The organism is Micromonospora sp. NPDC049201, assembly GCF_055586805.1.
Map to the genome: position 1 here is coordinate 175052 of NZ_JBVJHM010000009.1, position 26859 is coordinate 201910.

The 26859-nt window shown below is 73.9% G+C and carries 20 protein-coding genes and 1 tRNA gene; 2 read left to right on the top strand and 19 right to left on the bottom strand.

The features are described 5' to 3' along the window. Nucleotides 1-39: 39 nt before the first annotated feature. The 3 genes from ACZ6O5_RS21005 to ACZ6O5_RS21015 all read right to left on the bottom strand — a co-directional run bounded on the left by ACZ6O5_RS21005 (nt 40) and on the right by ACZ6O5_RS21015 (nt 3642). A complete protein-coding gene (locus ACZ6O5_RS21005; RefSeq protein WP_465979365.1) occupies nt 40-1272 on the bottom strand; it encodes an FAD-dependent oxidoreductase in 1233 nt (410 codons plus the stop codon). Then, nucleotides 1265-3400 carry an MMPL family transporter gene (locus ACZ6O5_RS21010; RefSeq protein WP_465979367.1) on the bottom strand — a complete coding sequence of 712 codons (2136 nt, stop codon included), beginning with the start codon at nt 3398-3400 and terminating at the stop codon, nt 1265-1267. Before ACZ6O5_RS21010 ends, ACZ6O5_RS21005 begins: the two co-directional genes overlap by 8 nt. 169 nt (nt 3401-3569) lie before the next feature. Continuing rightward, nucleotides 3570-3642 (bottom strand) — tRNA-Asn (locus tag ACZ6O5_RS21015). 196 nt (nt 3643-3838) lie between these two features. On the opposite strand from ACZ6O5_RS21015, the gene ACZ6O5_RS21020 reads away from it, so the two are divergent. Together ACZ6O5_RS21020 and ACZ6O5_RS21025 are read left to right on the top strand one after the other, a co-directional pair. Beyond that, nucleotides 3839-4231: a hypothetical protein gene (locus ACZ6O5_RS21020; RefSeq protein ID WP_107155776.1), complete on the top strand. Its 393-nt coding sequence runs from the start codon at nt 3839-3841 to the stop codon at nt 4229-4231. A gap of 124 nt (nt 4232-4355) precedes the next feature. Then, nucleotides 4356-5540: an ROK family transcriptional regulator gene (locus tag ACZ6O5_RS21025; protein ID WP_465979370.1), complete on the top strand. Its 1185-nt coding sequence runs from the start codon at nt 4356-4358 to the stop codon at nt 5538-5540. A gap of 165 nt (nt 5541-5705) precedes the next feature. Here the strand turns inward: ACZ6O5_RS21025 and ACZ6O5_RS21030 are convergent, their stop codons facing one another. The 16 genes from ACZ6O5_RS21030 to ACZ6O5_RS21105 all read right to left on the bottom strand — a co-directional run bounded on the left by ACZ6O5_RS21030 (nt 5706) and on the right by ACZ6O5_RS21105 (nt 26762). After that, on the bottom strand, nt 5706-6713 hold the full coding sequence (locus ACZ6O5_RS21030; RefSeq protein ID WP_465979372.1) for a sugar phosphate isomerase/epimerase family protein: 1008 nt from the start codon (nt 6711-6713) through the stop codon (nt 5706-5708). A gap of 172 nt (nt 6714-6885) precedes the next feature. Beyond that, the gene (locus ACZ6O5_RS21035) at nt 6886-8982 is read right to left on the bottom strand and encodes a ThuA domain-containing protein (protein WP_465979374.1); all 2097 of its coding nucleotides are present in this window, start codon (nt 8980-8982) and stop codon (nt 6886-6888) included. A gap of 20 nt (nt 8983-9002) precedes the next feature. Then, nucleotides 9003-11846 carry an RICIN domain-containing protein gene (locus tag ACZ6O5_RS21040; protein ID WP_465979376.1) on the bottom strand — a complete coding sequence of 948 codons (2844 nt, stop codon included), beginning with the start codon at nt 11844-11846 and terminating at the stop codon, nt 9003-9005. 168 nt (nt 11847-12014) lie between these two features. Continuing rightward, complete coding sequence (locus tag ACZ6O5_RS21045) at nt 12015-13082, bottom strand: polyprenyl synthetase family protein (protein WP_465979378.1); 1068 nt, start codon at nt 13080-13082, stop codon at nt 12015-12017. Continuing rightward, nucleotides 13079-14473: a nucleotide pyrophosphatase/phosphodiesterase family protein gene (locus ACZ6O5_RS21050; RefSeq protein WP_465979379.1), complete on the bottom strand. Its 1395-nt coding sequence runs from the start codon at nt 14471-14473 to the stop codon at nt 13079-13081. The genes ACZ6O5_RS21045 and ACZ6O5_RS21050 overlap by 4 nt, the downstream gene beginning before the upstream one ends. Further along, nucleotides 14470-15657 (bottom strand): metabolite traffic protein EboE, encoded by a 1188-nt coding sequence (eboE, locus tag ACZ6O5_RS21055; RefSeq protein ID WP_465979381.1) that lies wholly within the window; start codon nt 15655-15657, stop codon nt 14470-14472. Before eboE ends, ACZ6O5_RS21050 begins: the two co-directional genes overlap by 4 nt. Next, nucleotides 15657-16508 carry a TatD family hydrolase gene (locus tag ACZ6O5_RS21060; RefSeq protein ID WP_465979383.1) on the bottom strand — a complete coding sequence of 284 codons (852 nt, stop codon included), beginning with the start codon at nt 16506-16508 and terminating at the stop codon, nt 15657-15659. Before ACZ6O5_RS21060 ends, eboE begins: the two co-directional genes overlap by 1 nt. A 1-nt stretch (nt 16509) precedes the next feature. After that, entirely contained in the window at nt 16510-17115 is a 606-nt protein-coding gene (locus ACZ6O5_RS21065; protein ID WP_465979385.1) for an EboA domain-containing protein, read from the bottom strand. 37 nt (nt 17116-17152) lie between these two features. Then, nucleotides 17153-18049, bottom strand: a complete 897-nt coding sequence (locus ACZ6O5_RS21070; protein WP_465979387.1) for a sugar phosphate isomerase/epimerase family protein — start codon at nt 18047-18049, stop codon at nt 17153-17155. Continuing rightward, on the bottom strand, nt 18046-19065 hold the full coding sequence (locus tag ACZ6O5_RS21075; protein ID WP_465979388.1) for an SCO3242 family prenyltransferase: 1020 nt from the start codon (nt 19063-19065) through the stop codon (nt 18046-18048). The genes ACZ6O5_RS21070 and ACZ6O5_RS21075 overlap by 4 nt, the downstream gene beginning before the upstream one ends. Beyond that, a complete protein-coding gene (locus ACZ6O5_RS21080; RefSeq protein WP_465979390.1) occupies nt 19062-20198 on the bottom strand; it encodes an inositol-3-phosphate synthase in 1137 nt (378 codons plus the stop codon). The genes ACZ6O5_RS21075 and ACZ6O5_RS21080 overlap by 4 nt, the downstream gene beginning before the upstream one ends. A 224-nt stretch (nt 20199-20422) precedes the next feature. Further along, on the bottom strand, nt 20423-21619 hold the full coding sequence (locus tag ACZ6O5_RS21085; RefSeq protein WP_465979574.1) for a Gfo/Idh/MocA family protein: 1197 nt from the start codon (nt 21617-21619) through the stop codon (nt 20423-20425). A gap of 55 nt (nt 21620-21674) precedes the next feature. Continuing rightward, nucleotides 21675-22718: a substrate-binding domain-containing protein gene (locus ACZ6O5_RS21090; RefSeq protein ID WP_281937117.1), complete on the bottom strand. Its 1044-nt coding sequence runs from the start codon at nt 22716-22718 to the stop codon at nt 21675-21677. A gap of 89 nt (nt 22719-22807) precedes the next feature. Further along, on the bottom strand, nt 22808-23893 hold the full coding sequence (locus tag ACZ6O5_RS21095) for an ABC transporter permease (protein WP_281937119.1): 1086 nt from the start codon (nt 23891-23893) through the stop codon (nt 22808-22810). After that, on the bottom strand, nt 23890-25455 hold the full coding sequence (locus ACZ6O5_RS21100; RefSeq protein ID WP_465979576.1) for a sugar ABC transporter ATP-binding protein: 1566 nt from the start codon (nt 25453-25455) through the stop codon (nt 23890-23892). The genes ACZ6O5_RS21095 and ACZ6O5_RS21100 overlap by 4 nt, the downstream gene beginning before the upstream one ends. Before the next feature lie 128 nt (nt 25456-25583). Then, nucleotides 25584-26762, bottom strand: coding sequence for an ROK family protein (locus tag ACZ6O5_RS21105; RefSeq protein ID WP_107155761.1), 1179 nt, complete (start codon nt 26760-26762; stop codon nt 25584-25586). Between the last annotated feature and the right edge of the window lie 97 nt (nt 26763-26859).

The window sequence follows — 26859 nt, forward strand, 5'->3', positions numbered from 1 at the left end:
GAGCAACGTGAGGATAACAGCGAGCAGCCGAGCGCCGAATCAACCCCGCAACTCGTCGAGGACCGCGCCGGCGGTGCGCCAGCCACTGGCCAACGCGCCCTGGATGGACGGGCTGTCCCGGTGGTCGCCGGCCACGAACAGGCCGTCGCCGAGCGCCACCGGCTTGCGCAGCCGGCCCTGCGGCGGCGGGGCGGCCGGCAGCGCGTCGGGCACCGAGACGGTGGTGAGGTGGGTCCAGTCGGCGGTGGACCGGCCGTAGAGGCGGTCCAGTTCGCGGCGGATCACCGGCTCGGGCGGGGCCTGCGGGCCGACCACCGACGTGGCCACCAGGTGCTGGCCGGCCGGCGCGTACGTGGGGGCGGCGTTGCTGATCACCACCGTGTTGACGACCAGCTCCCGGCGGTCGCCGTCGAGCAGCAGGATCGGCTCGTCCAGCGGCGGTGTGTCGGTGCGGTGGTAGTAGGTGGTGTACGCGTGCATGCGTACCCGCTCGACGGCCGGCAGCAGCGTGGCCGCCGCCGGCGGGTCGGCGGCGACCACGACGGCGCGGCAGGTGATCTCGCCGGCCTCGGTGCGGACCCGGCCGGGTGCGACTTCGGTGACCGGCGTGCGCAGCGTGATCTGCTCGGCGGGCAGCGGCGCGGCGACGGCTCGGGGCAGCGCGCCCATCCCCCGCGCGGGCAGGCCGATCCGGCCCCTGGCGAACGAGCGCAGGATGACCGCGAACACGTGGCTGGAGGTGGCCAGCTCGCGGTCGAGCAGCACGCCGGCCAGGAACGGCCGGATCAGCTCCTCGATGATCGCGTCGGAGAGCCCGGCCCGCCGTAGCGCCGTCTCGGTGCTGGTCTCCGTGGCGTCGAGCAGCCGCCCGACGGGCAGCGTGGCGCAGCCGGCGGCGAGCGCGGCCAGGCGCAGCCGGTCGCGCAGCGACCCGACGCCGGCGGTCAGCGCGCCGGGCGCGCCGGTGGGCTCGCGCAGCGGGTTGACCAGCCGGGCCAGTCGATCGCCGCGGCGGACCAGCACGCCGGAGGTGAACCAGCCCAGGTCGAGCGTGTCGAGGTCGAGCAGCGCGCCGAGCCGGGGGTAGGCGGTGTTGAGCACCTGGAAGCCGCGGTCCAGCCGGAAGCCGTCGACCTCGTCGGTGGCGACCCGGCCGCCGAGCCGGTCGCCGGCCTCCAGCAGTCGCCACGACACGCCGGCGCGGTGCAGCCGGCGGGCGGCGGCGAGGCCGGCGAGGCCGCCGCCGACGATCACCACGTCGGTGTCAGGCACGGTCCACCCCCGCTCCGGCCCGGTCGCCGTCGCGGTGCGACCGGGACAGCCGGCTGGGCCACCACACCTTCGGCCCGATGTCGTACGCGAGCGCGGGCACCAGCAGCGAGCGGACCACGATGGTGTCGAGCAGCACCCCGACGGCGACCGCCACGCCCAGCTCCACCAGCACGACGAGCGGCAGCACGGCGAGCGCGGAGAACGTGGCGGCGAGCACGATGCCGGCGGAGGTGATGACGCCACCGGTGACCGCCAGGCCGACCAGCACCCCGGCGCGGGTGCCGCGGCGCACCGACTCCTCGCGGACGCGGCTCATCAGGAAGATGTTGTAGTCGATGCCGAGCGCGACCAGGAACACGAAGGCGAACAGCGGGAAGGACTGGTCGACGCCGGGGAAGTCGAAGACGTGTCGGAACAGCAGCGCGCAGAGGCCGAGCGTGGCCAGGAACGACAGCACCACGGTGGCGATCAGCAGCAGCGGGGCGACCAGGGCGCGCAGCAGCAGCGCCAGGATGATCGCGATGACCAGCAGCACCACCGGGATGATCACGTTGCGGTCCCGGACGGACGCGTCGGCGGTGTCCACGTTGATGGCGGTGAAGCCGCCGACCACGGCGTCCGCCCCGGGCACCGCGTGCACCGCCTCGCGCAGGTCCCGGATGGTCCGTTCGGCGCCGTTGCTGTCGGGCGGGTCGGCGAGCGTGACGTTGAGCTGCACCCGGCCGTCGACCACCTTGGGCGGGGCGTTCGGGTCGGGCGGCGCGTTCTGGCCCTGCGGGCCGAGCGGCAGCACCGAGGCGACGCCCTTGACGCCCTGGGCCACCTGGGCGACCCGCTGCGCGGCGGCCTGTTCGGTGAAGATGGTGGCCGGGCTGCCGGTGCCGGCCGGGAAGTGCCTGTCGATGACCTCCTGGCCGGCCACCGAGTCGGTGCGCTGGGTGAAGAGCTGGGACTGGCCGAGGGTGGTGGCGCCGAGCTGGGTCACCCCGATCGCGAGGGCCGCCAGCACCACGGCGGTGACGATCCAGACGGTACGCGCGCGGCGCGCCACGAAGCCGGCGATCCGTCCCCACAGGCCGTGCTCGGTACGCGGGTCGGCGTCGTCGTGCCGGGGGCGCCGGGGCCAGAACGCCCACCGGCCGCCGAGCACCAGCAGGGCGGGCAGGAACGTCAGCATCACCAGCAGCGTGGCGGCGATGCCGACGGCGCTGACCGGGCCGAGCGCCCGGTTGGAGTTGAGGCTGGACAGCAGCAGGCAGAGCAGGCTGACGATGACGGTGGCGCCGGAGGCGACGATGGCCGGGGCGGCGCCCTTCCAGGCGGCCTTCATCGCGTCCCAGGGGCGTTCGTGCCGGTGCAGTTCCTCCCGGTAGCGGGCGATGAGCAGCAGCGCGTAGTCGGTGCCGGCGCCGAAGACGAGCACGGTGAGGATGCCCTGCGCCTGCCCGTTGAGCTTGACCACGTCGTGCTTGGCGAGCTGGTAGACGACGACGGCGGCCAGCGAGTACGACATCCCGGCGGCCAGCAGCGGGAAGACCCAGAGCACCGGGCTGCGGTAGACGATCAGCAGGATGATCAGCACCACGACCAGGGTGACCAGCAGCAGTGGCCCGTCGATGGCGGAGAACACCTCGATCAGGTCGCCGAGCAGGCCGGCCGGGCCGGCCACGTCGACGGTGAGCCCGTCGCGGTCCGGGCCGGTGATGGCCCGCAGTTGGTCGACCACGCTGCGGATCTGTTCGCCCTCGGCGCTGTCGATCGGGACGATCACCTGGGCGGCCTGCCTGTCCTGGCTGACGACCGGCGGTGGCAGCGGGCCGACCACGCCGGGCACCTGGGCGAAGCGGGCCGCGTCGGCCTGGATGCGCTGCTGGTCGGCGGCGGTGATGCCGCTGGTGCGCTCGTAGACGACCAGGGCCGGGGTGGTCTCCCGGTCGACGAAGCCGGCGGCGAGGTCCTGGGCGCGGGTGGCCTCGGCGTCGGTCGGGAGGAAGGACGCGTTGTCGTTGGTGGCGACGTCGCCGAGCTTGCCGGCGTACGGGCCGGCGAGGCCGCCGACGATCAGCCAGCCGAGCACCACCGCCACCGCGATCAGCGTCGCGGTCCAGCGGCTGCGTCCTGCGGCCATCTCCACCACCCTCGGATCGACGCAAAAATCGACGCAGCGGGAGTCTAAGTCGACCCCGACCATCCTGCCGTCCGAAGCGGCGTTCGCGGGCGAAAACCGGGCGGCCGTACGGGAACCGGCAATGAGAAACGCCCGTCGGCGTGGCCGACGGGCGTGAGGTGGAGCGAAGCTCCCCCGATTGGACTCGAACCAATAACCTGCCGGTTAACAGCCGGCTGCTCTGCCAATTGAGCTACAGGGGACCGTGCACCGCCCGGCTCGGATCTTCCCCGCGCCGTGCGACGGGAAAAGAATACAGGACATCGGGGGGTGGCGCGCCAGGGGGTTTGTCGGCGGCGCGGAATCGGGATAAATCGTCATCTCGGCACAGGGAGGCATGAGCGGCGAGCAGGATGGGTAGTTAGCCACCAACAGAGTTCAGGGACGGAAGGAGCCGCCATGCGCGGAAAGATCATGTTTCTTGGCGGGCTGGCAGCGGGGTTCGTCCTGGGCGCCCGTGCCGGCCGCGAGAAGTACGAGGAGCTGGTGGTCCGCGGGCGTAAGGTGCTCGACCACCCGACCGTCCAGGAGGCGGCCGGCGTCGCGCAGGCTCAGGCGACCCGGCTCTACTCCGAGGGCAAGGACAAGCTCGGCCAGACCAAGATCGGCGAGAAGATCTCGACGGGCAACGGCAGCAAGCCGGGGCTGAGCGACGCCGACAAGCCGTTCGCCGGCACGCCGGCCGCGGTGGGCAGCAAGGCCGGCACCACCGGCACGGGCTCGACCGGCGTGACCGGTTCGACCACGACCGGCACGAGCACCAAGCCCAACGGCACGAGCAGCACCCTCTGACACAGACGGACAGCGGGCCGGCCACCCTCGGGTGACCGGCCCGCTCCCGTGTGTCCTCCCCCCGCACGTCACGCCGCCGTGACGCCGGTGTGGCACATTCTCCGGTGGGGAGGTGGACGATCACATGACGATGGTCGGACCGGAGACCGCGGATCAGGCGCGGCTGCTGCGACTGCTGCGCGACGACGGCCCCCGGTCCCGGGTCGAGCTGGTCGACGTCCTCGGCCTGCCCCGGGCGCGGTTCGCCGCCGAGGCGGACCGGCTGGCCGCGCAGGGCCTGGTGGAGACCGCGGGGCCGGCCGCGTCCCGGGGTGGTCGCCGCTCGTCGCTGCTGCGGGTCGGCGCGCAGGTGCGCTTCGGCGCGGTGCGCGTCGGCGACGGCCGGCTGCGGGTCGCGCTCACCGACGGTGAGCTGAACCCGCTCACCCGGATCGACGAGCCCGTCGACGTGCGGCTCGGCCCCGAGGCGGTGGTCGCCCGGACGGTCGAGCTGCTCGGCAAGCTGCGGGCCGAGGCCGGGCTGACCCGGCTGACCGGCGTCGGGGTGGCGCTGCCCGCGCCGGTGGCGGTCAGCGACGGCACGCCCGTCTCCCCGCCCGCGCTGCCCGGCTGGCACCGGTTCCCGGTACGCGACACGCTCGCCGCCGAGCTGGGCTGCCCGGTGCACGTCGACAACGACGCCAACGCGATGGCGCTCGGCGAGTCGCATGCCGGCACCGGCCGCCCGTTCGACGACTTCCTGTACGTCAAGCTCGGCGACGCGATCGGCTGCGGGCTGGTGCTCGGCGGCTCGCTCCACCGGGGCGCGACAAGCGGCGCCGGCGACATCGGGCACCTCCAGCTGACCGAGGACGGACCGCTCTGCGGCTGCGGCAACACCGGCTGCGTCGAGGCGTACTGCGGGGATGCCGCCCTGGTCCGGGAGGCGGTGACGGCCGCGCGGGCCGGGCGCTCGACGGTGCTGGCGGAGCGGCTCGCCGCGGCCGGCGCGCTGACGGTGGCGGACGTGGCCGCGGCGGCGACCGAGGGCGATCCGGCGGCGCAGACGCTGGTCCGGGACGCCGCCCGTCGGCTCGGGCAGGTGCTGGTCGGGCTGGTCAGCTTCGTCAACCCGGCCCTCGTCATCATCGGCGGCGCGGCGCCCGGCATCGGGCCGGTCCTGCTCGCCGAGATCCGGGGCGTGGTCTACCGGCGCTCCACGCCGCTGGCCACCGGCAGCATGCCGATCGTCCTGTCCGACCTCGACGACCGCGCCGCCCTGATCGGCGCCGCCCGCCTCATCAGCGACCAGGTCTTCACCACCCGCTGAACCCCCACCCCTCCCCACCCCACCCCTCCCCACCCCACCCACCACCCCGCCGATCTTGCACTTGGGGCCCACCCGATGTCGCTTATTCCCTTTTTGGGAGGGCCGCAAGTGCAAGATCGCGCGAGTGGGGGCGGGGGGCGGGGGGCGGGGGGCGGGGGGCGGGGGCTAGCGGGTGGTGCTGAAGGCGGCGTCGAAGGCGGCGGTGGGGGCGTCGAAGGCGAGGCGGCGGACGAACTGGAGCGCCTCGGGCGCGCCGACCAGGCGGTCCATGCCGGCGTCCTCCCACTCGATCGAGATCGGGCCGTCGTAGCCGATCGCGTTCAACGCCCGGAAGCAGTCCTCCCACGGCACGTCGCCGTGGCCGGTGGAGACGAAGTCCCAGCCGCGCCGCAGGTCGGCCCAGGGCAGGTGGGAGGCGAGCCGGCCACGCCGGCCGTCGCCGGTGCGGACCTTCGCGTCCTTGCAGTCCACGTGGTAGATCCGGTCGGCGAAGTCGAAGATGAAGTTCACCGGGTCCAGCTCCTGCCAGACGAAGTGCGACGGGTCCCAGTTGAGCCCGAACGCCGGCCGGTGCCCGATCGCCTCCAGCGCGCGCTTCGTGGTCCAGTAGTCGTACGCGATCTCGCTGGGGTGCACCTCGTGCGCGAAGCGCACGCCCACCTCGTCGAAGACGTCCAGGATCGGGTTCCACCGGTCGGCGAAGTCCTGGTACCCGCGCTCGATCATGGCGGGCGGCACCGGCGGGAACATCGCCAGCGTGTGCCAGATGGACGACCCGGTGAAGCCGACCACGGTGCGTACGCCGAGCTTCGCCGCGGCCCGCGCGGTGTCCTTCATCTCCTCGGCGGCGCGGCGGCGCACTCCTTCCGGCTCGCCGTCGCCCCAGATCCGGGCCGGCAGGATGTCCTGGTGCCGCTCGTCGATCGGGTGGTCGCAGACCGCCTGCCCGACCAGGTGGTTGGAGATGGTGAAGACCTGGAGGTTGTGCTTGGCGAGCGTGTCCCGCTTCCGCTCGACGTACGAGTCGTCGGCGAGTGCCCTGTCGACCTCGAAGTGGTCACCCCAGCAGGCGATCTCCAGGCCGTCGTAGCCCCACTCGGCGGCGAGCCGGCAGACCTCGTCGAACGGAAGGTCGGCCCACTGGCCGGTGAAGAGCGTGATGGGTCGCGCCATTGTCGTTCTCCCCTGTCGTGATGGGGGATTCCGTTGCGGGCCGGGGCGAGGGCGACCGGGGGACGGCGACGGCCGGCACCGGTGGACGCGTGAGCGTCTGCGCCCGACGGGTTGCGCCTCCCGACGGGTCACCGGCCACCTCGCGGTCGCCGTCCCCACTCTATGGCCTACCTCACGGCAGGGTCCAGCGCTGGTTGGCGGCCCCGGTGCAGGTCCACAGGTGCACCGGCGTGCCGTCGGCCGAGTTGTTGCCGGACACGTCCAGGCACTTGCCGGACTGCGGGTTGCGGACCGTGCCGTCGGCCTGCGCCGACCAGTTCTGCGCGCCGCTGCCGTTGCACGTGTAGAGCTGGATCTTCGTGCCGTCGGCGCTGCCGCCGCCGGAGACGTCCAGGCACTTGCCCAACGCCTTCACCGGCCCGTTCGGGGTCACCGTCCACGTCTGGGCCGTGGACCCGTTGCAGGTGTAGAGCTGGATCTGGGTGCCGTCGGCGGTGGACGCGTTGCGCACGTCCAGGCACTTGCCGGCCAGGCCCTTCACCGGGCCGGTGCCGGCCGTGCCGCCGCCCCGCACCAGCGTGAAGTCGTCCACGTCGAACAGCCCGGACCCGCTGCCGGTGAACGTCAGGTACACCGTCTGGTTCCCCGACGGCACGCCGCTCAGCGCGGCGGAGACGTCGGCGAACGTGGTCCAGCTCCCGGTGTTCGGCACCGCCACCTGGCCGAGCAGCGTGCCGGTCGGCGAGCCGGTGCGCACTCCGATGGTGCCGCCGGGCCCGCCGGAGACCACCCGGGCCCGCAGCGACGTCACGCCGGTCAGGTCCAGGTTCTGGTACGCGGCCCAGTCGCCCGGGTCGACGTACCCCAGGGTCTGCCCGCCGTTGGCGCCGGCCTTGGCGAACGCGCTGACACCGCTGGCCGAGCTGAACGCCTCGGCCTGGACGGTGGTGGTGCCGCCCGGCGGCGGGGTGCCGCCCAGTTCCTTGATCCGGATGTTGCGGAACGACGCGTCGTCGCCGGTGCCGTGGTTCTGGATGCCGATGTGCCCGGCGAGCGACCGGACCGGGTCGGTGTTGGTGAAGTCGTTGACGCGCACGCCGTTGAGGAAGACCTGCAACCGCTCGCCCTCGACCAGGATCTCGTAGGTGTTCCACTCCCCCGCCGGGTTCAGCGCCGCGTCCCGGGCGGCCAGGTCGGCGGACTTGAAGCCGTAGATCGCGCCGGTGGTCTTGTCCGCCGAGTCGCTGGGGTCGATCTGCACCTCGTAGCCGTTGTTCACCGCCGAGTTCGGGTCGCTCGACGGTGGGAAGCCGACGAACACCCCGGAGTTGTCGTCGCCGGCCAGCCGCCAGTCCAGCTTGAGCGAGTAGTTGGTGAACTGCTTCGCGCTGTACCAGTAGAGGCCCATGCCGCCGACCGAGGTGAGCGTGGCGTCGCTGTTGGTGAAGCTGCCCGGCCCGGCCTGCGACCAGCCCGTGGTGCCGCCGTCGTAGAGCGCGGTGTAGCCGGTCTCCGGCCGGCAGTCGGCCTTCGTGCGGCCGGCGGCGTAGCGGATGCCGCCGAGCAGGTGCGCCCGGAACGCGGGCTCGGCGTACGACGCCTGGGTGTGCCCGCCGCCGGTGTAGAACGACCGGCCGCCGCTGTACGTCTTGCACCAGGCGTGCGGGTGGTCGCCGCCCATCGAGCCGCCGCTGTACGTGGACTCGTCGAGGCTGGCCAGCACGTGCGCGGTGGAGCGCGCGTTGGTGCGGTAGTCGTACCACTCGTCGGTGCGGTTCCACCGCTGCGGCAGGTGCGCGGTGGCGGCGTGCGCCCGGTCCTCCACCTTGACGGTGGCCGGCTGGATCGCCGGGTGGGACGCGAACCAGGCGCCGACCAGGTTGCCGTAGAACGGCCAGTCGTACTCGGTGTCGGCGGCGGAGTGCACGCCGACGTACCCGCCGCCACCGCCGATGTACGACTCGAACGCGGCCTGCTGGGTCGCGTTCAGCACGTCGCCGGTGGTGTTGAGGAAGATCACCGCCTCGAAGCGGGCCAGGTTGGCGGTGGTGAACTGGGTGGCGTCCTCGGTCGCGGTGACGGTGAAGTTGTTCGCCGCGCCCAGGTCGCGGACGGCCTGCGTGCCGACCGCGATGGAGTCGTGCCGGAAGCCGGCGGTCTTGGAGAAGACCAGCACGTCGTACGGGGCGTCGGCGGCGCTCGCCGGGGTGCCGGCGACGGTGGCGGCGACGGCGGTCACCGCCACCAGCGCGGTACGGAGGAGTCTCATCGGTGTTCTCCTTGCCATCCTCACGGCAGCGTCCACTTCTGGTTGGCGGCCCCGGTGCAGGTCCACAGGTGCACCGGCGTGCTGTCGGCCGAGTTGTTGCCGGACACGTCCAGGCACTTGCCGGACTGCGGGTTGCGGACCGTGCCGTCGGCCTGCGCCGACCAGTTCTGCGCGCCGCTGCCGTTGCACGTGTAGAGCTGGATCTTCGTGCCGTCGGCGCTGGCGCCGCCGGAGACGTCCAGGCACTTGCCGTACGCCTTGACTGTCGAGTTCGGCGTGACGGTCCAGGACTGCGCGGCGGTGCCGTTGCAGGTGTAGATCTGGATCTGGGTGCCGTCCGCGGTGGCCGCGTTGCGCACGTCCAGGCACTTGCCGGCCAGGCCCTTCACCGGGCCGGTGCGCACGCTCGACGTGGTGAGCGTGAACGCGTCCAGGTCGTAGAGCGCCCCGGTACCGCCGGCGAACGTGAGGTAGAGCGTGGTGGTGCCGGCCGGAGGGTTGGTGATGGTGCCGGTGACCGTGGTGAACGAGTCCCAGGCGCCGGTGACCGGGACGGTGGCCGAGCCGAGCACGGTGCCGGTGGCGGAGCCGGCCCGCACCTGGAGCGTGCCGCCCGCGCCGGCCGAGGAGACCCGGGCGGTGAAGCCGGTGGCGTCGGCGAGCAGGTACGGCTGGAACGCGATCCAGTCGCCGTTGTTGATGTCGCCGACGGTCTTGCCGCCCTCGGCGGTGCCCTTGTCGAACGTGTTGATCCCGGACGAGGTCTTGAAGTGCTCGGCCTGCCGGTGCCGGGGCTGGAGCGTGTGCTGGGTGTGCGTGGTGAGGCCGCCGGCGTCGGTGTACTCGGCGTCGAAGATGGCGAAGATGTTCGCCGCGTCGTCGTGCTCGCCGTCGACCGGGATGGCGATCGTGCCGGTGCAGCCGGTGGCCGAGGTGATCTGGTGGCCGTGCTGGTCGTGCCCGAGCACGTAGGTCATCTTGACCTTGGTGCAGTCGATCGTGCCGTCCTCCGGGTCGGTGACGGTGATCCGGAACGGCACCGTGTCGCCGAAGGAGAACAGCTTGCCGTTGCCGGGCGTCTCGATGACCACTGTCGGCGCGGTGTTGCCGACGGTGATCGTGACGCTGGCGGTGCCGGTGGCGCCCTGCGGGTCGCGGACGGTCAGCGTGGCGGTGTAGCGGCCGTTCGCGGCGTAGGTGTGCGACGGGTTGGCCGCCGTGGAGGTGCCACCGTCACCGAACGCCCAGGCGTACGTCAGCGCGCCGCTCTCCGGGTCGGACGAGCCGGCCGAGGAGAACGCCACGGTCAGCGGCGCGGTGCCGGAGGTCTTGTCGGCGGCGGCGCGGGCCACCGGGGCGCGGTTGCCGCCGCCCAGGTAGTCGAAGCGGTACAACGCCGAGTTGGCGTCCCCGTTGAAGTAGCCGGTGCCGTAGTCGAGCACGTAGTAGGCGCCGTCCGGGCCGAACGCGGAGTCCATCACCTGCTTGCCGGTCCACGGGAACGCGTCGATGGTGCCGGGTGAGCCGTCCGCGTTGACGTGGATCGGCTTGATCCAGCCGCGGCCGAACTCGGTGGCGAAGAACTGCCCGTCGAAGGACTGCGGGAACTTGGTGGTGGACGGGTTCGCCGCGTCGTACCGGTAGACCGGGCCGCCCATCGGCGACTCGGAGCCACCGCCGAACTCGGGCGGGCTGCCCGCGTCGCCGGCGTAGCGGATCCAGGCCGGCTTGGCGGCCGGCAGCGTGGTCAGGCCGGTGTTGCGGAACGAGTTGTTGGTCGGGCCGCCGGTGCAGTTGAACTTCGCGCCGGCGGTGCCGGTGGCGAAGTCCCACTCGGCGTACGTCTCGGCGGCCGTGTTGGTGCCGGTGCAGTACGGCCAGCCGTAGTTGCCCGGCCCGGTGACCCGGTCGAACTCGACCTGCCCGGACGGGCCGCGCGCCGAGGTGGTGCCGGCGTCCGGCCCGTAGTCGCCGACGTAGACGACGCCGGTGGCCTTGTCGACGCTCATCCGGAACGGGTTGCGGAAGCCCATGGCGTAGATCTCCGGGCGGGTCTTCGCGGTGCCGGGCGCGAAGAGGTTGCCGCTCGGGATCGAGTACGTGCCGTTGGCGTTGACCTTGATGCGGAGGATCTTGCCGCGCAGGTCATTGGTGTTGCCGGCGCTGCGTTGCGCGTCGTACCCGGGGTTGCGGTTGGTCCGCTCGTCGATCGGGGCGTAGCCGGCGGAGTCGAACGGGTTGGTGTCGTCACCGGTGGAGAGGTAGAGGTTGCCGGCGGCGTCGAAGTCGATGTCGCCGCCGACGTGGCAGCAGAGTCCGCGGTCGGCCGGCACGTCGAGCACGTCGACCTTGCTGGTCTGGTTGAGCGTGAAGTCGGCGTTCAGCGTGAACCGGGAGAGCCGGTTGACGCCCTGCCAGGCGGAGAAGTCGGTGCCGGTGGCCGGCGCGTCCCCGGCCGGGGTGGACAGCGGCGGCGCGTAGTAGAGGTAGATGTGCCGGTTGGTGGTGAAGCCGGGGTCGACGCCGACGCCCTGCAACCCCTCCTCGTCGTGGGTGTAGACCGGCAGCGTGCCGATGACGGTGGTGACGCCGGCCGCGTCGGTGCGGCGCAGCGTGCCGTTGCGGGCGGTGTGCAGGACCGACCGGTCGGGCAGCACCGCGAGGGAGATCGGCTCGCCGGTCTCGGCGACGCCGCGGGCGAGTTCGACCTGCTGGAAGTCGCTCGCCGAGATGGGGTGGGCGGACGCCGGGACGGGCGTCGTGGCCAGCGTGACGGTGCCGGCGGTGACCGCGAGCAGCAGCGCCGCGCCGGCGGCGAGCCGTCGTCGGGCCGGAGGGTGGGGGTGGTGGGGGTGGCTGGACATACCGTGCTGTCCTTCCTGACGCGCGCAGCCAGGACCGGGCGCGCGTCGCGCCGGATGCCGAAAGGGGGGAGCGTTGTGCTGGCCACGACATTAGGACCTTTCGATCGACCTGTCCATAGCTTCTGATCGATCAGCTTTGACTTTTGACGCGCGACGACAAAAGTCAGGTCAGGCGCGGCGCTCGACGGCGTGTTCCGCGAGCGTGGCCAACGCCCGCCGCGCCGACGCCGCCAGCGGCAGCGCGTCCAGCGCGACAAGCGCCGCGTCCGCCCGCGCGCGGATCATCCGCTCCACCGTGTCCCGCGCGCCCGACGCCTCGACGAGCGCGCGGACCTCGGCGGCCCCCGCCTGGTCCAGGGCCGGATCCCCGACCAGCGCCCGCAACCGGGCCGCGCCGGCCGGACCGACCGCCGCCCGGGCCAGCGCCAGCAACACCGTCGGCTTGCCCTCCCGCAGGTCGTCCATCACGGACTTGCCGGTCACCGCCGGGTCCCCGAACACGCCGAGCAGGTCGTCGCGGAGCTGGAACGCGTCCCCCAGCGGATCACCGAAGCCGGCCAACGCGGCCACCACGTCCGGCGTCGCGCCGGCCAACGCGGCCCCCACCTGGATCGGCCGGGTCACCGTGTAGCGGGCCGTCTTCAGCCGCACCACGGTGAGCGCGCTCGCCACCGAGCCGTCACCGGTCGCCGCCACCACGTCCAGGTACTCCCCCGCGATCACCTCGGCCCGCATCCGGGCCAGCAACGGATGCCCCCGGCGCAGCCGCTCGGCCGGCAACCCGCAGCCGTGGAACATCTGGGCCGACCAGGTGGCGCAGAGGTCGCCGCAGAGCAACGCCGCCGCCCGCCCGTACGCCGCCGGGTCGCCCGACCAGCCCGCCCCGGCGTGCAGCCCGGCGAAGTGCCGGTGCAGCGTCGGCTCGCCGCGCCGCCGGTCGCTGCGGTCCAGGATGTCGTCGTGGATCAACGCGAACGCGTGGAACAGCTCCAGCGCCGACGCGGCGACCACGATCGGCCGCCCGTCCGGGCCGCCGAAGCCCCGCCAGCCCCAGTAGCAGAACAGCGGGCGCAGCCGCTTGCCACCGGCCAGGACGAAACGGCGCAACGCGGTGTGGACGGCCCCCGTACCGTCGTCCGGCCGACCCGGCCGCCGCGCGTCCAGGAACGCGGCGAGCGCGGCGTCGAAGCGGCCCCGCAGCAGGGCCGGGTCGGTCCGGTCGACGGCGACGGTCATGGCGCCTCCCGAGCCAGTCCGGCGAGCTGGAGCAGCAACGCCTTGACGTCGGTCGCCGCGACCCGGGAACGGGCCGCGGCCGGGTCGGAGCAGATCAGCACCGGCCCGTCCGCCGGGTCGGCGGGCAGCCGGCCGTGCGAGCCGCGCACCGCCCGCGCCCCGGCGTCCAGCCCGACCACGCTCATCAGGTAGCGCATCCCCAGCTTCTTGCGGGCCAGCGCCACCGCCGCCCGGCGCTTCGCGGCACCCGGGGCGGCCGGGTCGAAGAACAGCTCCGCCGGGTCGTAACCCGGCTTGCGGTGGATCTCGACCAGCCGGGCGAAGTCGGGCGCCCGCGCGTCGTCCAGCCAGTAGTAGTAGGTGAACCAGGCGTCCGGCTCGGCCACCAGCACCAGCTCACCGGCGCGGGGATGGGCCAACCCGTACCCGGCCTGCCCGGCCGCGTCCAGCACCTCGGCGACGCCGGGCAGCGCGGCACAGCGCTTCGCCACCGCCGGCACGTCCGCCGGGTCCCGCACGTAGACGTGCGCCACCTGGTGGTCGGCCACCGCGAAGGCCCGTGACGTCCACGGGTCGAGGTATTCCATGCCGGCCTGCGTGTAGACGCGCAGCAGCCCCTCGGCGCGCAGCATCCGGTTGACGTCCACCGGGCGGGAGACGTCGGTGATGCCGTACTCGGAGAGCGCCACCACTGTCGCGTCGCGCTCCCGCGCCGCGTCCAGCAGCAGCCCGAGCACCGTGTCCAGCTCCGCCGCCGCGGCGGCGGCCCGCGGCGCGGACGGCCCGAAGCGTTGCAGGTCGTAGTCGAGGTGCGGCAGGTAGACCAGGGTCAGGTCGGGGGCGTGGTCGGCCAGGATCCGCTGCGCGGCCCGGCTGATCCACGCCGACGACGGCAGCCCCGCGCCCGGCCCCCAGTAGGTGAACAGCGGGAACGTGCCGAGCGCGTCGGTCAGCGTGTCGTGCAGCTCCGGCGGGTCGGTCCAGCAGTCCGGCTCCTTGCGCCCGTCGGCGTGGTAGACCGGGCGTGGCGTGACCGTCCAGTCGACGTCCGCGCCCATGGCGTACCACCAGCAGACGTTGGCGACCCGGTAGCCCGGCTCGACCCGGCGCGCCGCCTGCCACACCTTCTCGCCACCGACCAGCGCGTGGTGCTGCCGCCAGAGCAGTACCTCGCCGAGGTCCCGGAAATACCAGCCGTTGCCCACCACGCCGTGCCCGGCGGGCGGCTCACCGGTCAGGAACGTGGCCTGCGCCGAGCAGGTCACCGCCGGCAGCACGGTGCCCAGCTCGGCGACGAAGCCGGCCTCGGCCACCGCGCGTAGCCGGGGCATGTGCGCCAGCAGGCGCGGCGTCAACCCGACCACGTCGAGCACCACCAGCCGCCGACTCATGAGGGCACTCCCGCCGCCGTGGCCAGCCCCAGGCCGGTCAGCTCGTCGCGGGCGAAGGCCAGTTCGGCGGCGATGCCGGCGGCCAGCTCCGCGTCGCCGCGCGGCCGACGTGCCGCCGGCAGCACCCCCCAGGTGTACGTCTCCACGTCGAGGTGGTCGCAGCCGGCGGCCGGGCCGGCGAACAGCGCGGCGAGCGCGGCCCGCAGCACCGGCACCGTGGAGCGCAGCGGCGGCTCGGGTGGGGCGTGCAGCGGCACGTGGTAGTGCACCCGCCACGCCCCGGGCAGCCGCGCGTCCAGTGCCGCGTCCAGGTCGTCGGCGGCGTACGCCGGGTCGGCCGGATCGGTGGCGCCGGCGCAGCCCGCCGCGCGGGTCTGGTGCAGGAAGCGTGGCTCGACGAAGCGGCGCAGCGCGGCGGTCGCGCCGGCCGGGTCGGGGGCCTCGACGGCGGCGCAGACCTGCACCTTGACCACCGGCAGGCCGGCGTCGCGCAGCCGGGCCAGCGCGTCGGCCGGCGCCTCCCACGCGCACGCCAGGTGCGCCAGGTCCAGGCAGATCCCGAGCCGCTCGGTATCCATGGCCGACAATACCGCGCGGGCCTGTCCCGTGGACTCCACCAGACACCCCGGTTCCGGCTCGAAGCCGACCCGGACCACCCGGCCGGTGTCCCGCTGCACGTCGGCCAGCCCGGCGGCGAGCGCGTCGAGCATCCGCCGCGCCGACTCGGCCCGGCCGGCGTCCCACGGCGTGCGCCAGGCCACCGGCAGCGTGGAGACCGAGCCGCGCGCCGCGTCGTCGGGTAGCAGGTCGGCCAGCACCCGGGCCAGGTCCAGCGTGTACGCCAGCCGCGCCGGGGTGGTCCAGTCCGGCTGGTACACCGCGCCCTTGACGACCGGGGCCTGGAACGCCGCGTACGGGAAACCGTTGAGCGTGACCACCTCCAGCCCGCGTACGGTCAGCTCGTGACGCAGCCGGCGGCGGGCCGCCGGGTCGGCGGCGAGCGCGGCGGCGGCCGGGGCGGCCAGCCACAGTCCCAACCCGAGCAGGTCGGCGTCGAGGCTGCGGCGTACCGCGACCGCGTACGTGTCGAGCTGGGCGAGGATGCCCGGCAGGTCCTCGGCGGGGTGCACGTTGGTGCAGTAGCCGAGATGGACGGTGCTGCCGTCGGCGTGCCGCAGCCGCATCACTCGCCCCCGCGCCGGATCGAGTTGCCGGCGAACGTGGGCGCGGGCGCGTCCACGTCGCTGAGGTCGAGCCGGCCGGACTGGCCGTAGAACTCCACCGGGTTGCGCCACAGCACCCGGTCCACGTCGTCGGCGTCGAACCCGGCGGCCAGCATCGCCTCCCCGGTGTCCCGGGTGAGCAGCGGGTCGGAACGCCCCCAGTCGGCGGCGGAGTTGATCAGCATCCGCTCCGTCCCGTACGTCTTCAGCAGCTCGACCATCCGGGGCGGCGACATCTTCGTCTCCGGGTAGATCGAGAAGCCCAGCCAGCAGCCGGTGTCCCGGACCAGCTTCACGGTCACCTCGTTGAGGTGGTCGATCAGCACCCGCCCGGGCGCGATGCCCGACTCGGCGACCACCGCGAGCGTGCGTGCGACGCCGCGGGCCTTGTCCCGGTGCGGGGTGTGCACCAGCGCGGGCAGGTCGTGCGCGACGGCCAACGCGAGCTGACCGGCGAACGCGGCGTCCTCGGCCGGGGTCATCGCGTCGTAGCCGATCTCGCCGACCGCGACCACGCCGTCCTTGTCCAGGTAGCGCGGCAGTACGTCGAGCACCGGCCGGCAGCGCGGGTCGTTGGCCTCCTTCGGGTTCAGCGCCACGGTGGCGTGGTGCCGGACGCCGAACTGCCCGGCCCGGAACGGCTCCCAGCCGACGAGCGAGTCGAAGTAGTCGACGAAGCTGTCCACGCTGGTGCGCGGCTGGCCCAGCCAGAACGCCGGCTCGACCACCGCGCGCACCCCGGCGGCGGCCATCCGCTCGTAGTCGTCGGTGGTCCGGGACGTCATGTGGATGTGCGGGTCGAAGATGCGCATGTCACGCCTCCGTGGTGGGGATGGTGAGCCGGTCCAGCAGGTCGGCGGCGTCGGCGGGCGTGCTCCGGCCGGCGGCGTGCCGCTCGGCGGCGTACGCGGCCAGCATCTGCGCCAGCTCGCCGTCGGCCCGGTCGGTCAGGCTGTCGACCACGGCCAGCGGCACGCCGGTGAACACGCACTTGAGCACCGCCTGCCGCCAGGCCGGCTGTTCCAGGTGCCGGGCGTAGGGGCCGAGCGCGGCGGCGACCAGCCGGGTGTCGTTGGTGCGGATCGCGTCGTGCAGCAGCGGCACGCACTCCGCCCCGATCGGCAGCAGCGGCAGCGCCCGCAGCACGGCCCGCTTCTCGGCCGCGTCGCCCTCCCGGTAGAGCGTCTCGGCCGCGCCGGCGTGCCCGGTGGGCAACGCGGTGAGCAGCAACGCGCGGGCCGCCTCGTCGACCGTCCAGCCGGGCGGGTCGGGCACCGGCCCGCGCCCGCACCGCCGGGCGGCGGCGGCGAAGTAGCGCGGGACCGCCGCGGGTTCGGTCGCGACGCGGCGCAGCGCCGCGTCCAGCCACTGCGGATCGGGTACGCCCCGCAGCGCGGCGCGCAGTCGGTCGGGTGTCATGCCGTCTCCCCTCTGCCGGGTGGTGGATGGTGGTCGCTCACCGCCCCTCGCCGCGCCGGGCGGCGGCGCGCAGGAAGTCGAGTGAGCGGGCGGCGACGGTCGGGGCCGCGTGCGAGTGCCGGGGCAGTTCCACCGCGACCAGCCCTCGGTAGCCGGCGTCGGCCAGCGCGGCCAGCACCGGCGGGAAGTCGATCTCCCCGGTGCCGAACTCCAGGTGCTCGTGCACGCCCCGGCGCATGTCGTCGATCTGCACGTTGGCCAGGTGGTCGGCGACCGCCGCCACGCAGTCGGGCACCGGCAGCGGCTCCAGGCAGCGGCAGTGCCCGATGTCGAGCGTGATGCCGAAGCCGGGCGGCGCGTCGAGCGCGTCGCGCAGCCGCCGCCAGCCGGCGATGTCCTCGACCAGCATGCCCGGCTCGGGTTCGAAGCCGAGCGGCACGCCGGCCGCCGCCGCCTCGGCGCAGACCGTGGCGCAGCCGGCGACCAGGCGCTCCCACGCGACCGACGGCGGCACCTCCGGCGGGCGTACGCCGGCCCAGTAGGAGACCGCCTCCGCGCCCAGGTCGGCGCCGATCCGGACCGCCCGGCGGAGGAACTCGACGCGGCGGGCCGGCTCGTCGTGCAGCAGCGTCGGGGCGTGCTTGTGCCACGGATCGAGCAGGTAGCGGGCGCCGGTCTCGACCACCACGGCCAGCCCCAGCGCGTCCAGCCGGCGGCGCACGGCGGCGACCCGGCCGGCCAGCCCGCCGGCGAACGGGTCCAGGTGGTCGTGGTCCAGGGTGAGCGCCACACCCTGGTAGCCGAGGTCGGCGAGCACCGCGAGCGCGTCGTCGAGCCGGTGGTTGGCGAAGCCGTTGGTGCCGTACCCGAGGCGCAGCCGGCCCGGCTCGGGCGCGGGCCGGCGGGGCGCGGCGGCCGGGGTCACGGTGCTCATGTCGGCGAGACCAGCCGGGCCAGGCGGCGGCCGAGCGGCGCGGCGGCGGCCACCGCGAGGCCGAGCAGCCCGACGCCGGCGCGGGCGGTCAGCGCGCCCTGCAACGCGGGCAGCCCGGTGATGCCGGCGCCGACCGCGGCGCGCACCCGGGCCGGCGACGGGTCGGCGAGCACCCGGGCCTGCGCCCGCCCGTACCGCACGGCGTAGCCGGCCGCGAGCGCCACCGGCACCACGGCACCGAGCCGAAGGAAGGGCCCCCTCTTAACGCATCCGGTAGAGGAGGGGGCCCCGCTTAACACGGTCGGCCGGCCCGGGGCGGCGAGCGCGATCAGCGCGGTGCCGGCCAGGGTGAGGCCCGGCAACCGCCCGTCCGCCACCCCGGTCACCTCGCGGCGGGACAGCGCGGTGACGGTCCAGGTGTGCGCGGCGACGGTGAGCGCCGCCGGCAGCGCCCGCAGCAACGCCGGTCCGACGCTCCCGCCCGACCCGCCGGCACCCCGGCCGCAGCCGGTGCCGGACGGTCCGCCGCCGGGCCACCGGTCGCCGCCCGCGGCGCATCCCCGGGCGGTCGGGGTCGTGGTCGCGCCGAGCAGCACGTCCAGCCCCCGGCAGGCGGCCATCACGGCGGGACCGGCGGTGGTGTCCTTCGCGCTCAGGTCGTACCCCCAGATGGTGGCCGCGAGCGGGACCGCGACGGCCGCCGCGCGGGCGCCCCCGGCGGCGGTGGCGACGGCGAGGCCGGCGGCGGTCAGGCCGCCGGCCAGGCCGAGCGCGACGGCGGGGCGGACCCGGCCGGACGGGATCGGCCGCTCCGGGCGCTCCACCGCGTCGAGCCGCCGGTCCGCCCAGTCGTTGGCGGCCATCCCGGCCCAGTAGAGCAGCACCGACGCGCCGGCCAACGCGGGCGTACGCCGGCCGAGCGTCCCGGCCGACGCGGCCCCAGCCAGCACGTCCCCGGGCACGGAGAGCGCGGCCGGCGCGCGGACCAGCTCGGCCAGGTCGGCGAGCCGGGTCACCGGGCCGCCTCCGCGTGCAGGCCGGCCACGAAGTCGCACAGCACCGCCCACTGCTCACCGAGCGCGTGGCCGGTGTCGCCGAGCGGGTCCTTGAAGAAGAACGCCAGCTCGGCGAGGGGGCCTTGGCGGCCGGCGGCGTGCGCGGCGGCGGTCAGCCGGGCCAGGTCGAGCACCAGCGGGGCGGCCAGCGCCGAGTCGCAGCCGTGCCAGGTGAACTCCATCCGCATCCCGGTGCCCAGGAAGCCGGCGAACGTGACCAGGTCCCAGGCGGTCTTGAAGTCGCCCAGCTCCTCGACGTAGTCGATCCGGGTGCTGCCCTGCGGCAGGTAGCCGAGCGTCTCGGCGAGCACCCGCTGCTTGCTGCCCACCTTGGCGGCGTTGGCGGCCGGCTCGGCGAGCGTCGCGCCGTCGCCGCCGCCGAGCAGGTTCGTCCCGGACCAGGAACGCACCGCCAGGTGCCGCATCGCGAACATCGGCGCGAGCACCGACTTGAGCAGCGTCTCGCCGGTCTTGCCGTCGTGCCCGGCGTACGGCAGGCCGCGCTCGTCGGCCAACGCGGCCAGCGCCGGCAGCCGGGCGCCGGTGGACGGGGTGAAGTCGACGTACGGGCAGCCGGCGGTGAACGCCGCGTACGCGTACCGGGAGCTGGCCGGTAGCACGTCGAGCGCGGCGCGCAGCGCGGTCAGGTCGTGGTGGGCCGGGTGCGGGGCGGGCGCCGGCTCGGTGGCGGCCACGTTGACCACCACCACCCGGTCCAGGTCGTAGCGGCGGCGGAAGTCGGTCAGGTCGTCGACCACGGCGGCGATCCGCGCGGCCGGGTCGCCCTCGGTCGGCGCGGGTCGCAGCGCCGCCTCGACGTCGGCCAGCTCCGGCGCGACGGCGGCGGCGAGCCGGCCGGGCAGCACGCCGGCGGCGGCGAGCGCCTCGGCGCGTTTGGTCAGCGGGGTGGCGACCACGTCGTGGCCGCCGAAGACGAGATCGGCGAGGCCCGGCAGCGCGGGACCCCGCAGGTCGGGCAGTTCGGTGACGCAGCCGGTCGGCGCGGTGAGCCCGGCCCGCAGGGCGAGCGCCCCGACCACGCTTGTGGTCGCGACCGAACCACGTGCTCCCACCAGCCAGACACCCGTACGCATCGCGTTACCTCCCCAGGTCGGTGCCGGTCCACCGGTGCGGCCGGGGAATCCCGGTCCGGCCGCACCGGAGGGCCGTGCTGGTCGTGCCCCCCGGAGGACTCCGGTGGCACGCTCCCCGACGCCGGCCTCGTGCCCGCCGCGGGGCGCAACCGCGGTGGGCCCTCGCCGGCCGGCGCCGGAAGGGTGTCGGCGGCGCTTGCGCGCCGCGCGGGGTGGGCGGGGTGTTAAGCGGGGCCCCCTCCTCTACCGGAGGCGTTAAGCGGGGCCCCTTCCTTCGCCACCTCCGTGAAGGCGGCGGTGGCGGCGGACCGCTCGACCGCGTCCAGTACGAGCTGCACCTGCAACGCGTCGGCGAACGACGGGGTCGGGTCGGTTGCGGTGGCGACCGCCTCAACGAAGTCGCGCATCTGGTGCGTGAAGGAGTGCTCGTAGCCGATGATGTGGCCGGGCGGCCACCACGCGTCCAGGTACGGATGCTCCGGCTCGGTCACCAGGATCCGGCTGAACCCCTGCTCGGCGGCGGGCCGGGTGGCGTCCAGGAACTCCAGTTCGTTGAGGCGTTCCAGGTCGAACACCACGCTGCCGCGTGAGCCGTTGATCTCGACCCGCAGCGCGTTCTTGCGGCCGGTGGCGAAGCGGGTCGCCTCGTACGTGGCGAGCGCGCCGCCGTCGAGCCGGGCCACGAAGACCGCCGCGTCGTCCACGGTGACCTCGCCGGTGCCCCGGCCGTTGCCGTCGGCCTGCGCGGCCAGGCCGCTCGACCCGGCCGGCAACGGCCGCTGCCTGACGAACGTCTCGGTGAGCGCGCTGACGCCGGTGACGAGCTGCCCGGTGACGTACTGGGTCAGGTCGATGATGTGCGCGCCGATGTCGCCCAGCGCGCCGGAGCCCGCCCGGTCCTTCTGCAACCGCCAGACCAGCGGGAACTGCGGATCGACGATCCAGTCCTGGAGGTAGACCGCCCGGACGTGCCGGATCTCGCCGAGCCGCCCGTCGGCGACGAGCTGCCGCATCAGGGCGACCGCGGGCACCCGCCGGTAGTTGAAGCCGCACATCGCGCGGACCCCGGACGCCCGGGCCCGGGCCGCGGCGGCGGTCATCTCCCGCGCCTCGGCGACGGTGTTGGCCAGCGGCTTCTCGCACAGCACGTGCTTGCCCGCGGCCAACGCGGCGAGGGCGATCTCGCGGTGGCTGTCCCCCGGCGTGCAGATGTCCACCACGTCGATCTCGTCGGACTCGACGAGTCGCCGCCAGTCGGTGGTGTACCCGTCCCAGCCGAGCCGGTCGGCGGCCTCGGCCACCTTCGGTTCGTCCCGGCCGCAGACGAGCGCCATCCGCACCCGCGCCGGCAGGTCGAACACGCGGTTCACGGTGCGCCACGCCTGCGAGTGCGCGGCGCCCATGAACGCGTAGCCGACCATGCCGACCCGCAGGATGCTGTCGTGACTGGACAAGCTGGGTCTCCCCCCGTGTGTGTCAGAACCCGAGCTTCAGGTAGTCGCCCGAGTTCTCCTTGGTGATCGTCTCGGAGGAGAGCACGATCTCCTTCGGTACCTGGAGTTCCACCAGGTCGGACATGCCCTTGCCCTGCCCGATGAGCCGGGCCAGGGAGATGGCCGAGGAGGCCATCGACGGGCTGTAGGTGACGGTCGCCTTCAGCACCGTGTTGTCGGCGGCGATGTCCTCCATGGCCTTCTTCGAGCCGGCGCCGCCGACCATGAAGAACTCCTTGCGGTTGGCCTGGGTGACGGCGGCGAGCACGCCGATGCCCTGGTCGTCGTCGTGGTTCCAGACCGCGTCGATCTTCGGCAGCGCCTGGAACAGCCCGGTGGCGGCCTGCTGGCCGGAGTCCACGGTGAACTCGGCCGGCCGGCGGTTGGCCACCTTCAGCCCGTACGAGGCGAGCGTGTCGGCGAAGCCCTTGGAGCGTTCCTGGGTCAGCTCCAGCGACTCGATGCCGGGGATCTCGCCGATCACCGGGTTGCTGACGCCCTTCGCCTTGAGCTGCTCGGCGATGTAGGTGGCGGCGGCCACCCCCATGCCGTAGTTGTCGCCCTTGATCTGGAGTCGGTAGGCCTTCGGGTCGGGGAACGCCCGGTCCAGGTTGACCACCGGGATGCCGGCCTTCATGGCCTCCAGGCCGAACGCGTTGAGTTCCTTGCCGTCGTGCGGCAGCAGCACGATCACGTCCGGCTTCTGGGAGATCAGCGTGGACAGCGCCGCCCGCTGGGCCGCCGCGTCCGCGCCGGCCTCCACCGACTTCAGCTCCACGTCGGAGTACGCCCCGGCCTGCGCCTTGGCGTTGTTGGTGATGGCGGCGATCCAACCATGGTCGGCGGCCGGGGCGGAGAAACCGATGGTCACCTTCTTGCCCGGTTCGGCGGCGGCGCCGGTCGCGGCGGCCTTGGTCTGCGCCTCGGTCGGGGACTGCTCGTTGCTCGTGCAGCCGGCGAGCAGCACCCCGGCGGAGACGGCGGCCCCGCCGAAGAGCAACCGACGGCGTGACAGGTCACTGGGCATGACGGCCTCCTGATGAGGTGGTGGGGGTGATTTCGGGTGCGGTGGGCCGGGCCACCGTCTGCGCGACGGCGGCCTGGTGGTGCGGTGGGTCAGGTGGTGGTGGCCCGGTTGCGGGCGAGGAACTGGGTCAGGCTGCGGAACTGCACCTGCTGGACCAGGACGGCGGCGACGATGATGCCGCCCTTGACCATGTTCTGGGCCTCGGCGGAGAGGTTGTTGATGGCGAACAGGTTGGTGATCGTGGAGAAGATGATCACCCCGAGCAGGGAGCCGATGATGGTGCCCCGCCCGCCGCTGAGCAGCGTGCCGCCGATGATCGCGGCGGCGATCGCGTCCAGCTCGTAGAGGTTGGCCATCGCCGCCTGGGCGGAGGTGGCCTGCGCGGTCAGCATCACCGCGGCGATGCCGCAGCAGAGGCCGGAGAGCGCGTAGAGCAGCACGGTGTGCCGGCGTACGTTGATGCCGGCGAGCCGGGCCGCCTCCGGGTTGCCGCCGACCGCCACCGTGCGACGGCCGAACGTGGTCCGGTTGAGCAGCACCCACCCGGCCGCCACCACCGCGATCAGGATGTAGACGAGCAGCGGGATGCCGAGCACGTTTGTGGTGGCGATGCCGTTGATGAACGAGCTGGTGGAGACCTGGGTCTGCTTGTCGGAGATCTCCGCCGCGAGCCCTCGGGCGGCCACCAGCATGGCCAGCGTGGCGATGAACGGCACCAGCCGCCCGTACGAGATGAGCAGGCCGTTGACCACGCCGACGGCCAGCCCGACGGTGAGCGCGCTGAAGATCATGCCGCCGGCGCCGTAGCTCTGGGTGGCGAGCGTGGTGGACCAGACGCCGGCCAGCGCCACGATCGCGCCGACCGACAGGTCGATGCCGCCGCCGATGATCACGAAGGTCATGCCGACGGTGACCACGCCGACCACCGAGGCGAGCTTGAGGATGGTGAGCGTGTTGCCCCACACCCAGTTCGGGTCGCCGTACAGGTCGGGGCGGGTCAGGATGCCGATGACCACCAGCACCACAAGCGTGGCCAGTAGGCCGAGGTTGCGCTTCGCGCCCTCCCCGCCGTCGCCGCGCCACCAGGAGAGCCGGGCCGGGGCGTCGACCTTGGCGGTCTCCGCCCGGTCCACCGGCGGCGACTGCGCGGGGAGCGTGGTGTGGGTATCGCTCATGCCGGTGCGCCTTCCATGAGGGACCCCGCCATCACGAGGTCGAGCACGGTGTTCTCGTCGAGTTCGCCGGCCGGGGCCTCGCGGACCACCCGGCCCTCCCGCATCACCAGCACCCGGTCGGCCAGGCCCAGCACCTCGGGCACCTCGCTGGAGACCAGCAGCACCCCGACGCCACGGGCGGCCAGGTCGCGGATCACCTGGTACAGCTCGGCGCGGGCGCCGACGTCCACGCCCCGGGTCGGCTCGTCGAGCAGCAACAGCCGGGTGTCCCCGAGCAGCCACCGGCCGACCACCACCTTCTGCTGGTTGCCGCCGGACAGCGTGCGCACCGGCCGGCGTACGTCCCGGGGGCGCAGCTCCAGCGCGGCGGCGATCCGGTCCGCCTCGGCCCGTTCCCGTCCGGCGTCGGTGAAGCCCAGGCGGGCGTACCTGCCGAACGTGGCGAGCGTGACGTTGCGGTAGATCGGCTCGCCGAGCAGCAGCGCCTGGCTCTTGCGCTCCTCGGGGGCCATGCCCATGCCGGCCCGGACCGCCGCGCCCACGCTGCCCGGCCGCAGTGCCTTGCCGGCCAGCCGGACCGTCCCGGCGTGCGCCCGGCGGGCCCCGAAGATGGTCTCCAGCAGCTCGGAGCGGCCGGAGCCGACCAGCCCGGCGATCCCGACGATCTCCCCGGCCCGCACGCCGAGCGAGACGTCGGCGAACTCGCCGTGCCGGGTCAGCCCGTCCACCCGGAGCAGCTCCGCGCCGGCGCCGTCGTCGGCCGGGCGCTGCGGGAAGACGTACTCGATGGTCCGCCCGGTCATCCGGGCGACCAGGTCGCGGGTCGGGGTGTCACGCGCCGGCAGGCTCGCCGCCGTGGTCCGGCCGTCCTTGAGTACGGTCACCCGGTCGCCGATCTCGCGGATCTCCTCCATCCGGTGCGAGATGTAGATGACCGCGATGCCCTGCGCGGTGAGTTCCCGGATGATCCGGAACAGGTTGCCCACCTCGTCGTGGGCCAGCACCGCGCTCGGCTCGTCCATGATGATCAGCCGGGCCTCGTGGGACAGCGCCCGGGCCATGCTGACGATCTGCTTGCCGGCCGCCGGCAGGTGCCGCACCAGCCGCCCGGGCGGGATCTCCGGGTGGCCGAGCCGGGCCAGGATCTGCCGGGTCCGCCGAGCCATGTGCCCGCGCCTGACGAAGCCGAGCCGGCGCGGCTCGTGGCCGAGGAACGCGTTCTCCGCCACCGACAGGTCGTCGACCAGGTCGAGTTCCTGGTAGATGGTGGCGATGCCGGCGCGCATGGCGGCCTGCGGGTTGGCGAACGCGGCCGGTTCGCCGCGCCACACCACCTCGCCGGAATCCGGCCGGTGCACGCCGGCGAGCACCTTGATCAGGGTGGACTTGCCGGCGCCGTTCTGCCCCAGCAGGCAGTGCACCTCGCCGGCCCGCACCTCCAACTGCACGCCGTCCAGCGCGCGTACGCCGGGGAACGTCTTCACCACGTCGGTGAGGCGCAGCACCACCTCGCCCGCGACGGCGTCGGCGGGCGCCTCGACCAGCGGCTCCTTCCCGGACATCTTCACCCCCTCGTTCATGCTGTGCTGGCTGGGCATGCCCTCACGGCCCTCGCTCCGCTCGGTGCGCTCGGTCATGCGGTGCTGGCTGGGCATGCCCTCACGGCCCTCGCTCCGCTCGGTGCGCTCGGTCATGCGGCTTCCCCGAACGCGACGTCGCTGGCGAGCACGGCCGCGCCGGCGACGCCGGCGCGCGGGCCCAGCTCGGAGAGGACGACCGGCAGGTTGCCGGTGGCCAGCGGCAGCGAGCGGCGGTAGACCACGCTGCGGATCTCGGCGAGCAGGATGTGGCCGAGCTGGGCGAGCCCGCCGCCGATCACGATCATGGACGGATTGGTGAAGCTGACCAGCCCGGCCAGCACGCTGCCGACCCGTCGGCCGCCGTCGCGGATGAGCTGGATGCAGGTGACGTCGCCCTCGATCGCGCCCTGGGCCACGTCCAGCGCGGTGACCGCGCCCCGGGCGGTGAGCCGCTCGACCAGGGCCGGTGAGACCTCGGCGCGGGCCGCGGCGGTCGCCTCCCGGGCCAGCGCCGCGCCGCTGAACACCGCCTCCAGGCAGCCGAGGTTGCCGCAGGAGCACATCGGGCCGTTCGGGTCGACCTGGATGTGGCCGATGTCGCCGGCGCAGCCGTCGGTGCCCCGGTAGACCTCGCCGTGCAGGTAGATGCCGCAGCCGATGCCGGTGCCGATCTTGATGAAGAGGAAGTCGTCGACCGAGTGGGCGACGCCGCCGTGCCGCTCGCCGATCGCCATGATGTTGACGTCGTTGTCGACCACGGCCGGGCAGCCGTGCTCGCGGGTCAGCAGCTCGCGGACCGGGAAGCGGTCCCAGCCCGGCATGATCGGTGGCGAGACCGGCACCCCGTCGCGGAAGCTCACCGGGCCGGGCACGCCGATGCCGATCGCGTCGAGCCGCTCGTACGCGCCGTCCACCTTGGCCTTGTGCAGCAGGTCGTTGACCCGTTGCAGGGTCACCTTGGGGCCGGAGCGGATATCGGCCGGTTCGGTGTACGCGGTGACCGGCTCCAGCCGGCCGTTGACCACCTCGACGTCGATCGAGCTGGCGCCCAGGTCGACCGAGGCGAAGCGCAGGTGCGGGCTCAGCTCGACCAGCGTGGAGCGGCGCCCGCCCCGGGAGGCGGCCAACCCGGCCTCGGCCACGTAGCCGAGGGAGACCAGCCGCTCCAGCTCGGCGAGCAGCCGCGGGCGGGGCATCTGGAGGCGGTCACCGAGCTCGGCGCGGGAGATCGCGCCTTGGTCCCGGAGCAGCCGCAGGAGCCGTACGTGCAGGGGATCGACCGTCCGCACCGGCAGTCACCTCCGCATCGGAGTCGTTCACATCGACGCAATGCCGAGGTGTTGTGTCCGACACAGTAGGAGCCTTCCGGGTCGCGTGTCCATAGCT

Excerpts from the sequence above, each read along its gene's own strand:
- ACZ6O5_RS21010 (WP_465979367.1), bottom strand. The coding sequence starts at position 3,400 with ATGGCCGCAGGACGCAGCCGCTGGACCGCGACGCTGATCGCGGTGGCG.
- ACZ6O5_RS21020 (WP_107155776.1), top strand. The coding sequence starts at position 3,839 with ATGCGCGGAAAGATCATGTTTCTTGGCGGGCTGGCAGCGGGGTTCGTC.
- ACZ6O5_RS21025 (WP_465979370.1), top strand. The coding sequence starts at position 4,356 with ATGACGATGGTCGGACCGGAGACCGCGGATCAGGCGCGGCTGCTGCGA.
- ACZ6O5_RS21030 (WP_465979372.1), bottom strand. The coding sequence starts at position 6,713 with ATGGCGCGACCCATCACGCTCTTCACCGGCCAGTGGGCCGACCTTCCG.
- ACZ6O5_RS21035 (WP_465979374.1), bottom strand. The coding sequence starts at position 8,982 with ATGAGACTCCTCCGTACCGCGCTGGTGGCGGTGACCGCCGTCGCCGCC.
- ACZ6O5_RS21040 (WP_465979376.1), bottom strand. The coding sequence starts at position 11,846 with ATGTCCAGCCACCCCCACCACCCCCACCCTCCGGCCCGACGACGGCTC.
- ACZ6O5_RS21045 (WP_465979378.1), bottom strand. The coding sequence starts at position 13,082 with ATGACCGTCGCCGTCGACCGGACCGACCCGGCCCTGCTGCGGGGCCGC.
- ACZ6O5_RS21050 (WP_465979379.1), bottom strand. The coding sequence starts at position 14,473 with ATGAGTCGGCGGCTGGTGGTGCTCGACGTGGTCGGGTTGACGCCGCGC.
- eboE (WP_465979381.1), bottom strand. The coding sequence starts at position 15,657 with ATGCGGCTGCGGCACGCCGACGGCAGCACCGTCCATCTCGGCTACTGC.
- ACZ6O5_RS21060 (WP_465979383.1), bottom strand. The coding sequence starts at position 16,508 with ATGCGCATCTTCGACCCGCACATCCACATGACGTCCCGGACCACCGAC.
- ACZ6O5_RS21065 (WP_465979385.1), bottom strand. The coding sequence starts at position 17,115 with ATGACACCCGACCGACTGCGCGCCGCGCTGCGGGGCGTACCCGATCCG.
- ACZ6O5_RS21070 (WP_465979387.1), bottom strand. The coding sequence starts at position 18,049 with ATGAGCACCGTGACCCCGGCCGCCGCGCCCCGCCGGCCCGCGCCCGAG.
- ACZ6O5_RS21080 (WP_465979390.1), bottom strand. The coding sequence starts at position 20,198 with ATGCGTACGGGTGTCTGGCTGGTGGGAGCACGTGGTTCGGTCGCGACC.
- ACZ6O5_RS21085 (WP_465979574.1), bottom strand. The coding sequence starts at position 21,619 with ATGGTCGGCTACGCGTTCATGGGCGCCGCGCACTCGCAGGCGTGGCGC.
- ACZ6O5_RS21090 (WP_281937117.1), bottom strand. The coding sequence starts at position 22,718 with ATGCCCAGTGACCTGTCACGCCGTCGGTTGCTCTTCGGCGGGGCCGCC.
- ACZ6O5_RS21095 (WP_281937119.1), bottom strand. The coding sequence starts at position 23,893 with ATGAGCGATACCCACACCACGCTCCCCGCGCAGTCGCCGCCGGTGGAC.
- ACZ6O5_RS21100 (WP_465979576.1), bottom strand. The coding sequence starts at position 25,455 with ATGTCCGGGAAGGAGCCGCTGGTCGAGGCGCCCGCCGACGCCGTCGCG.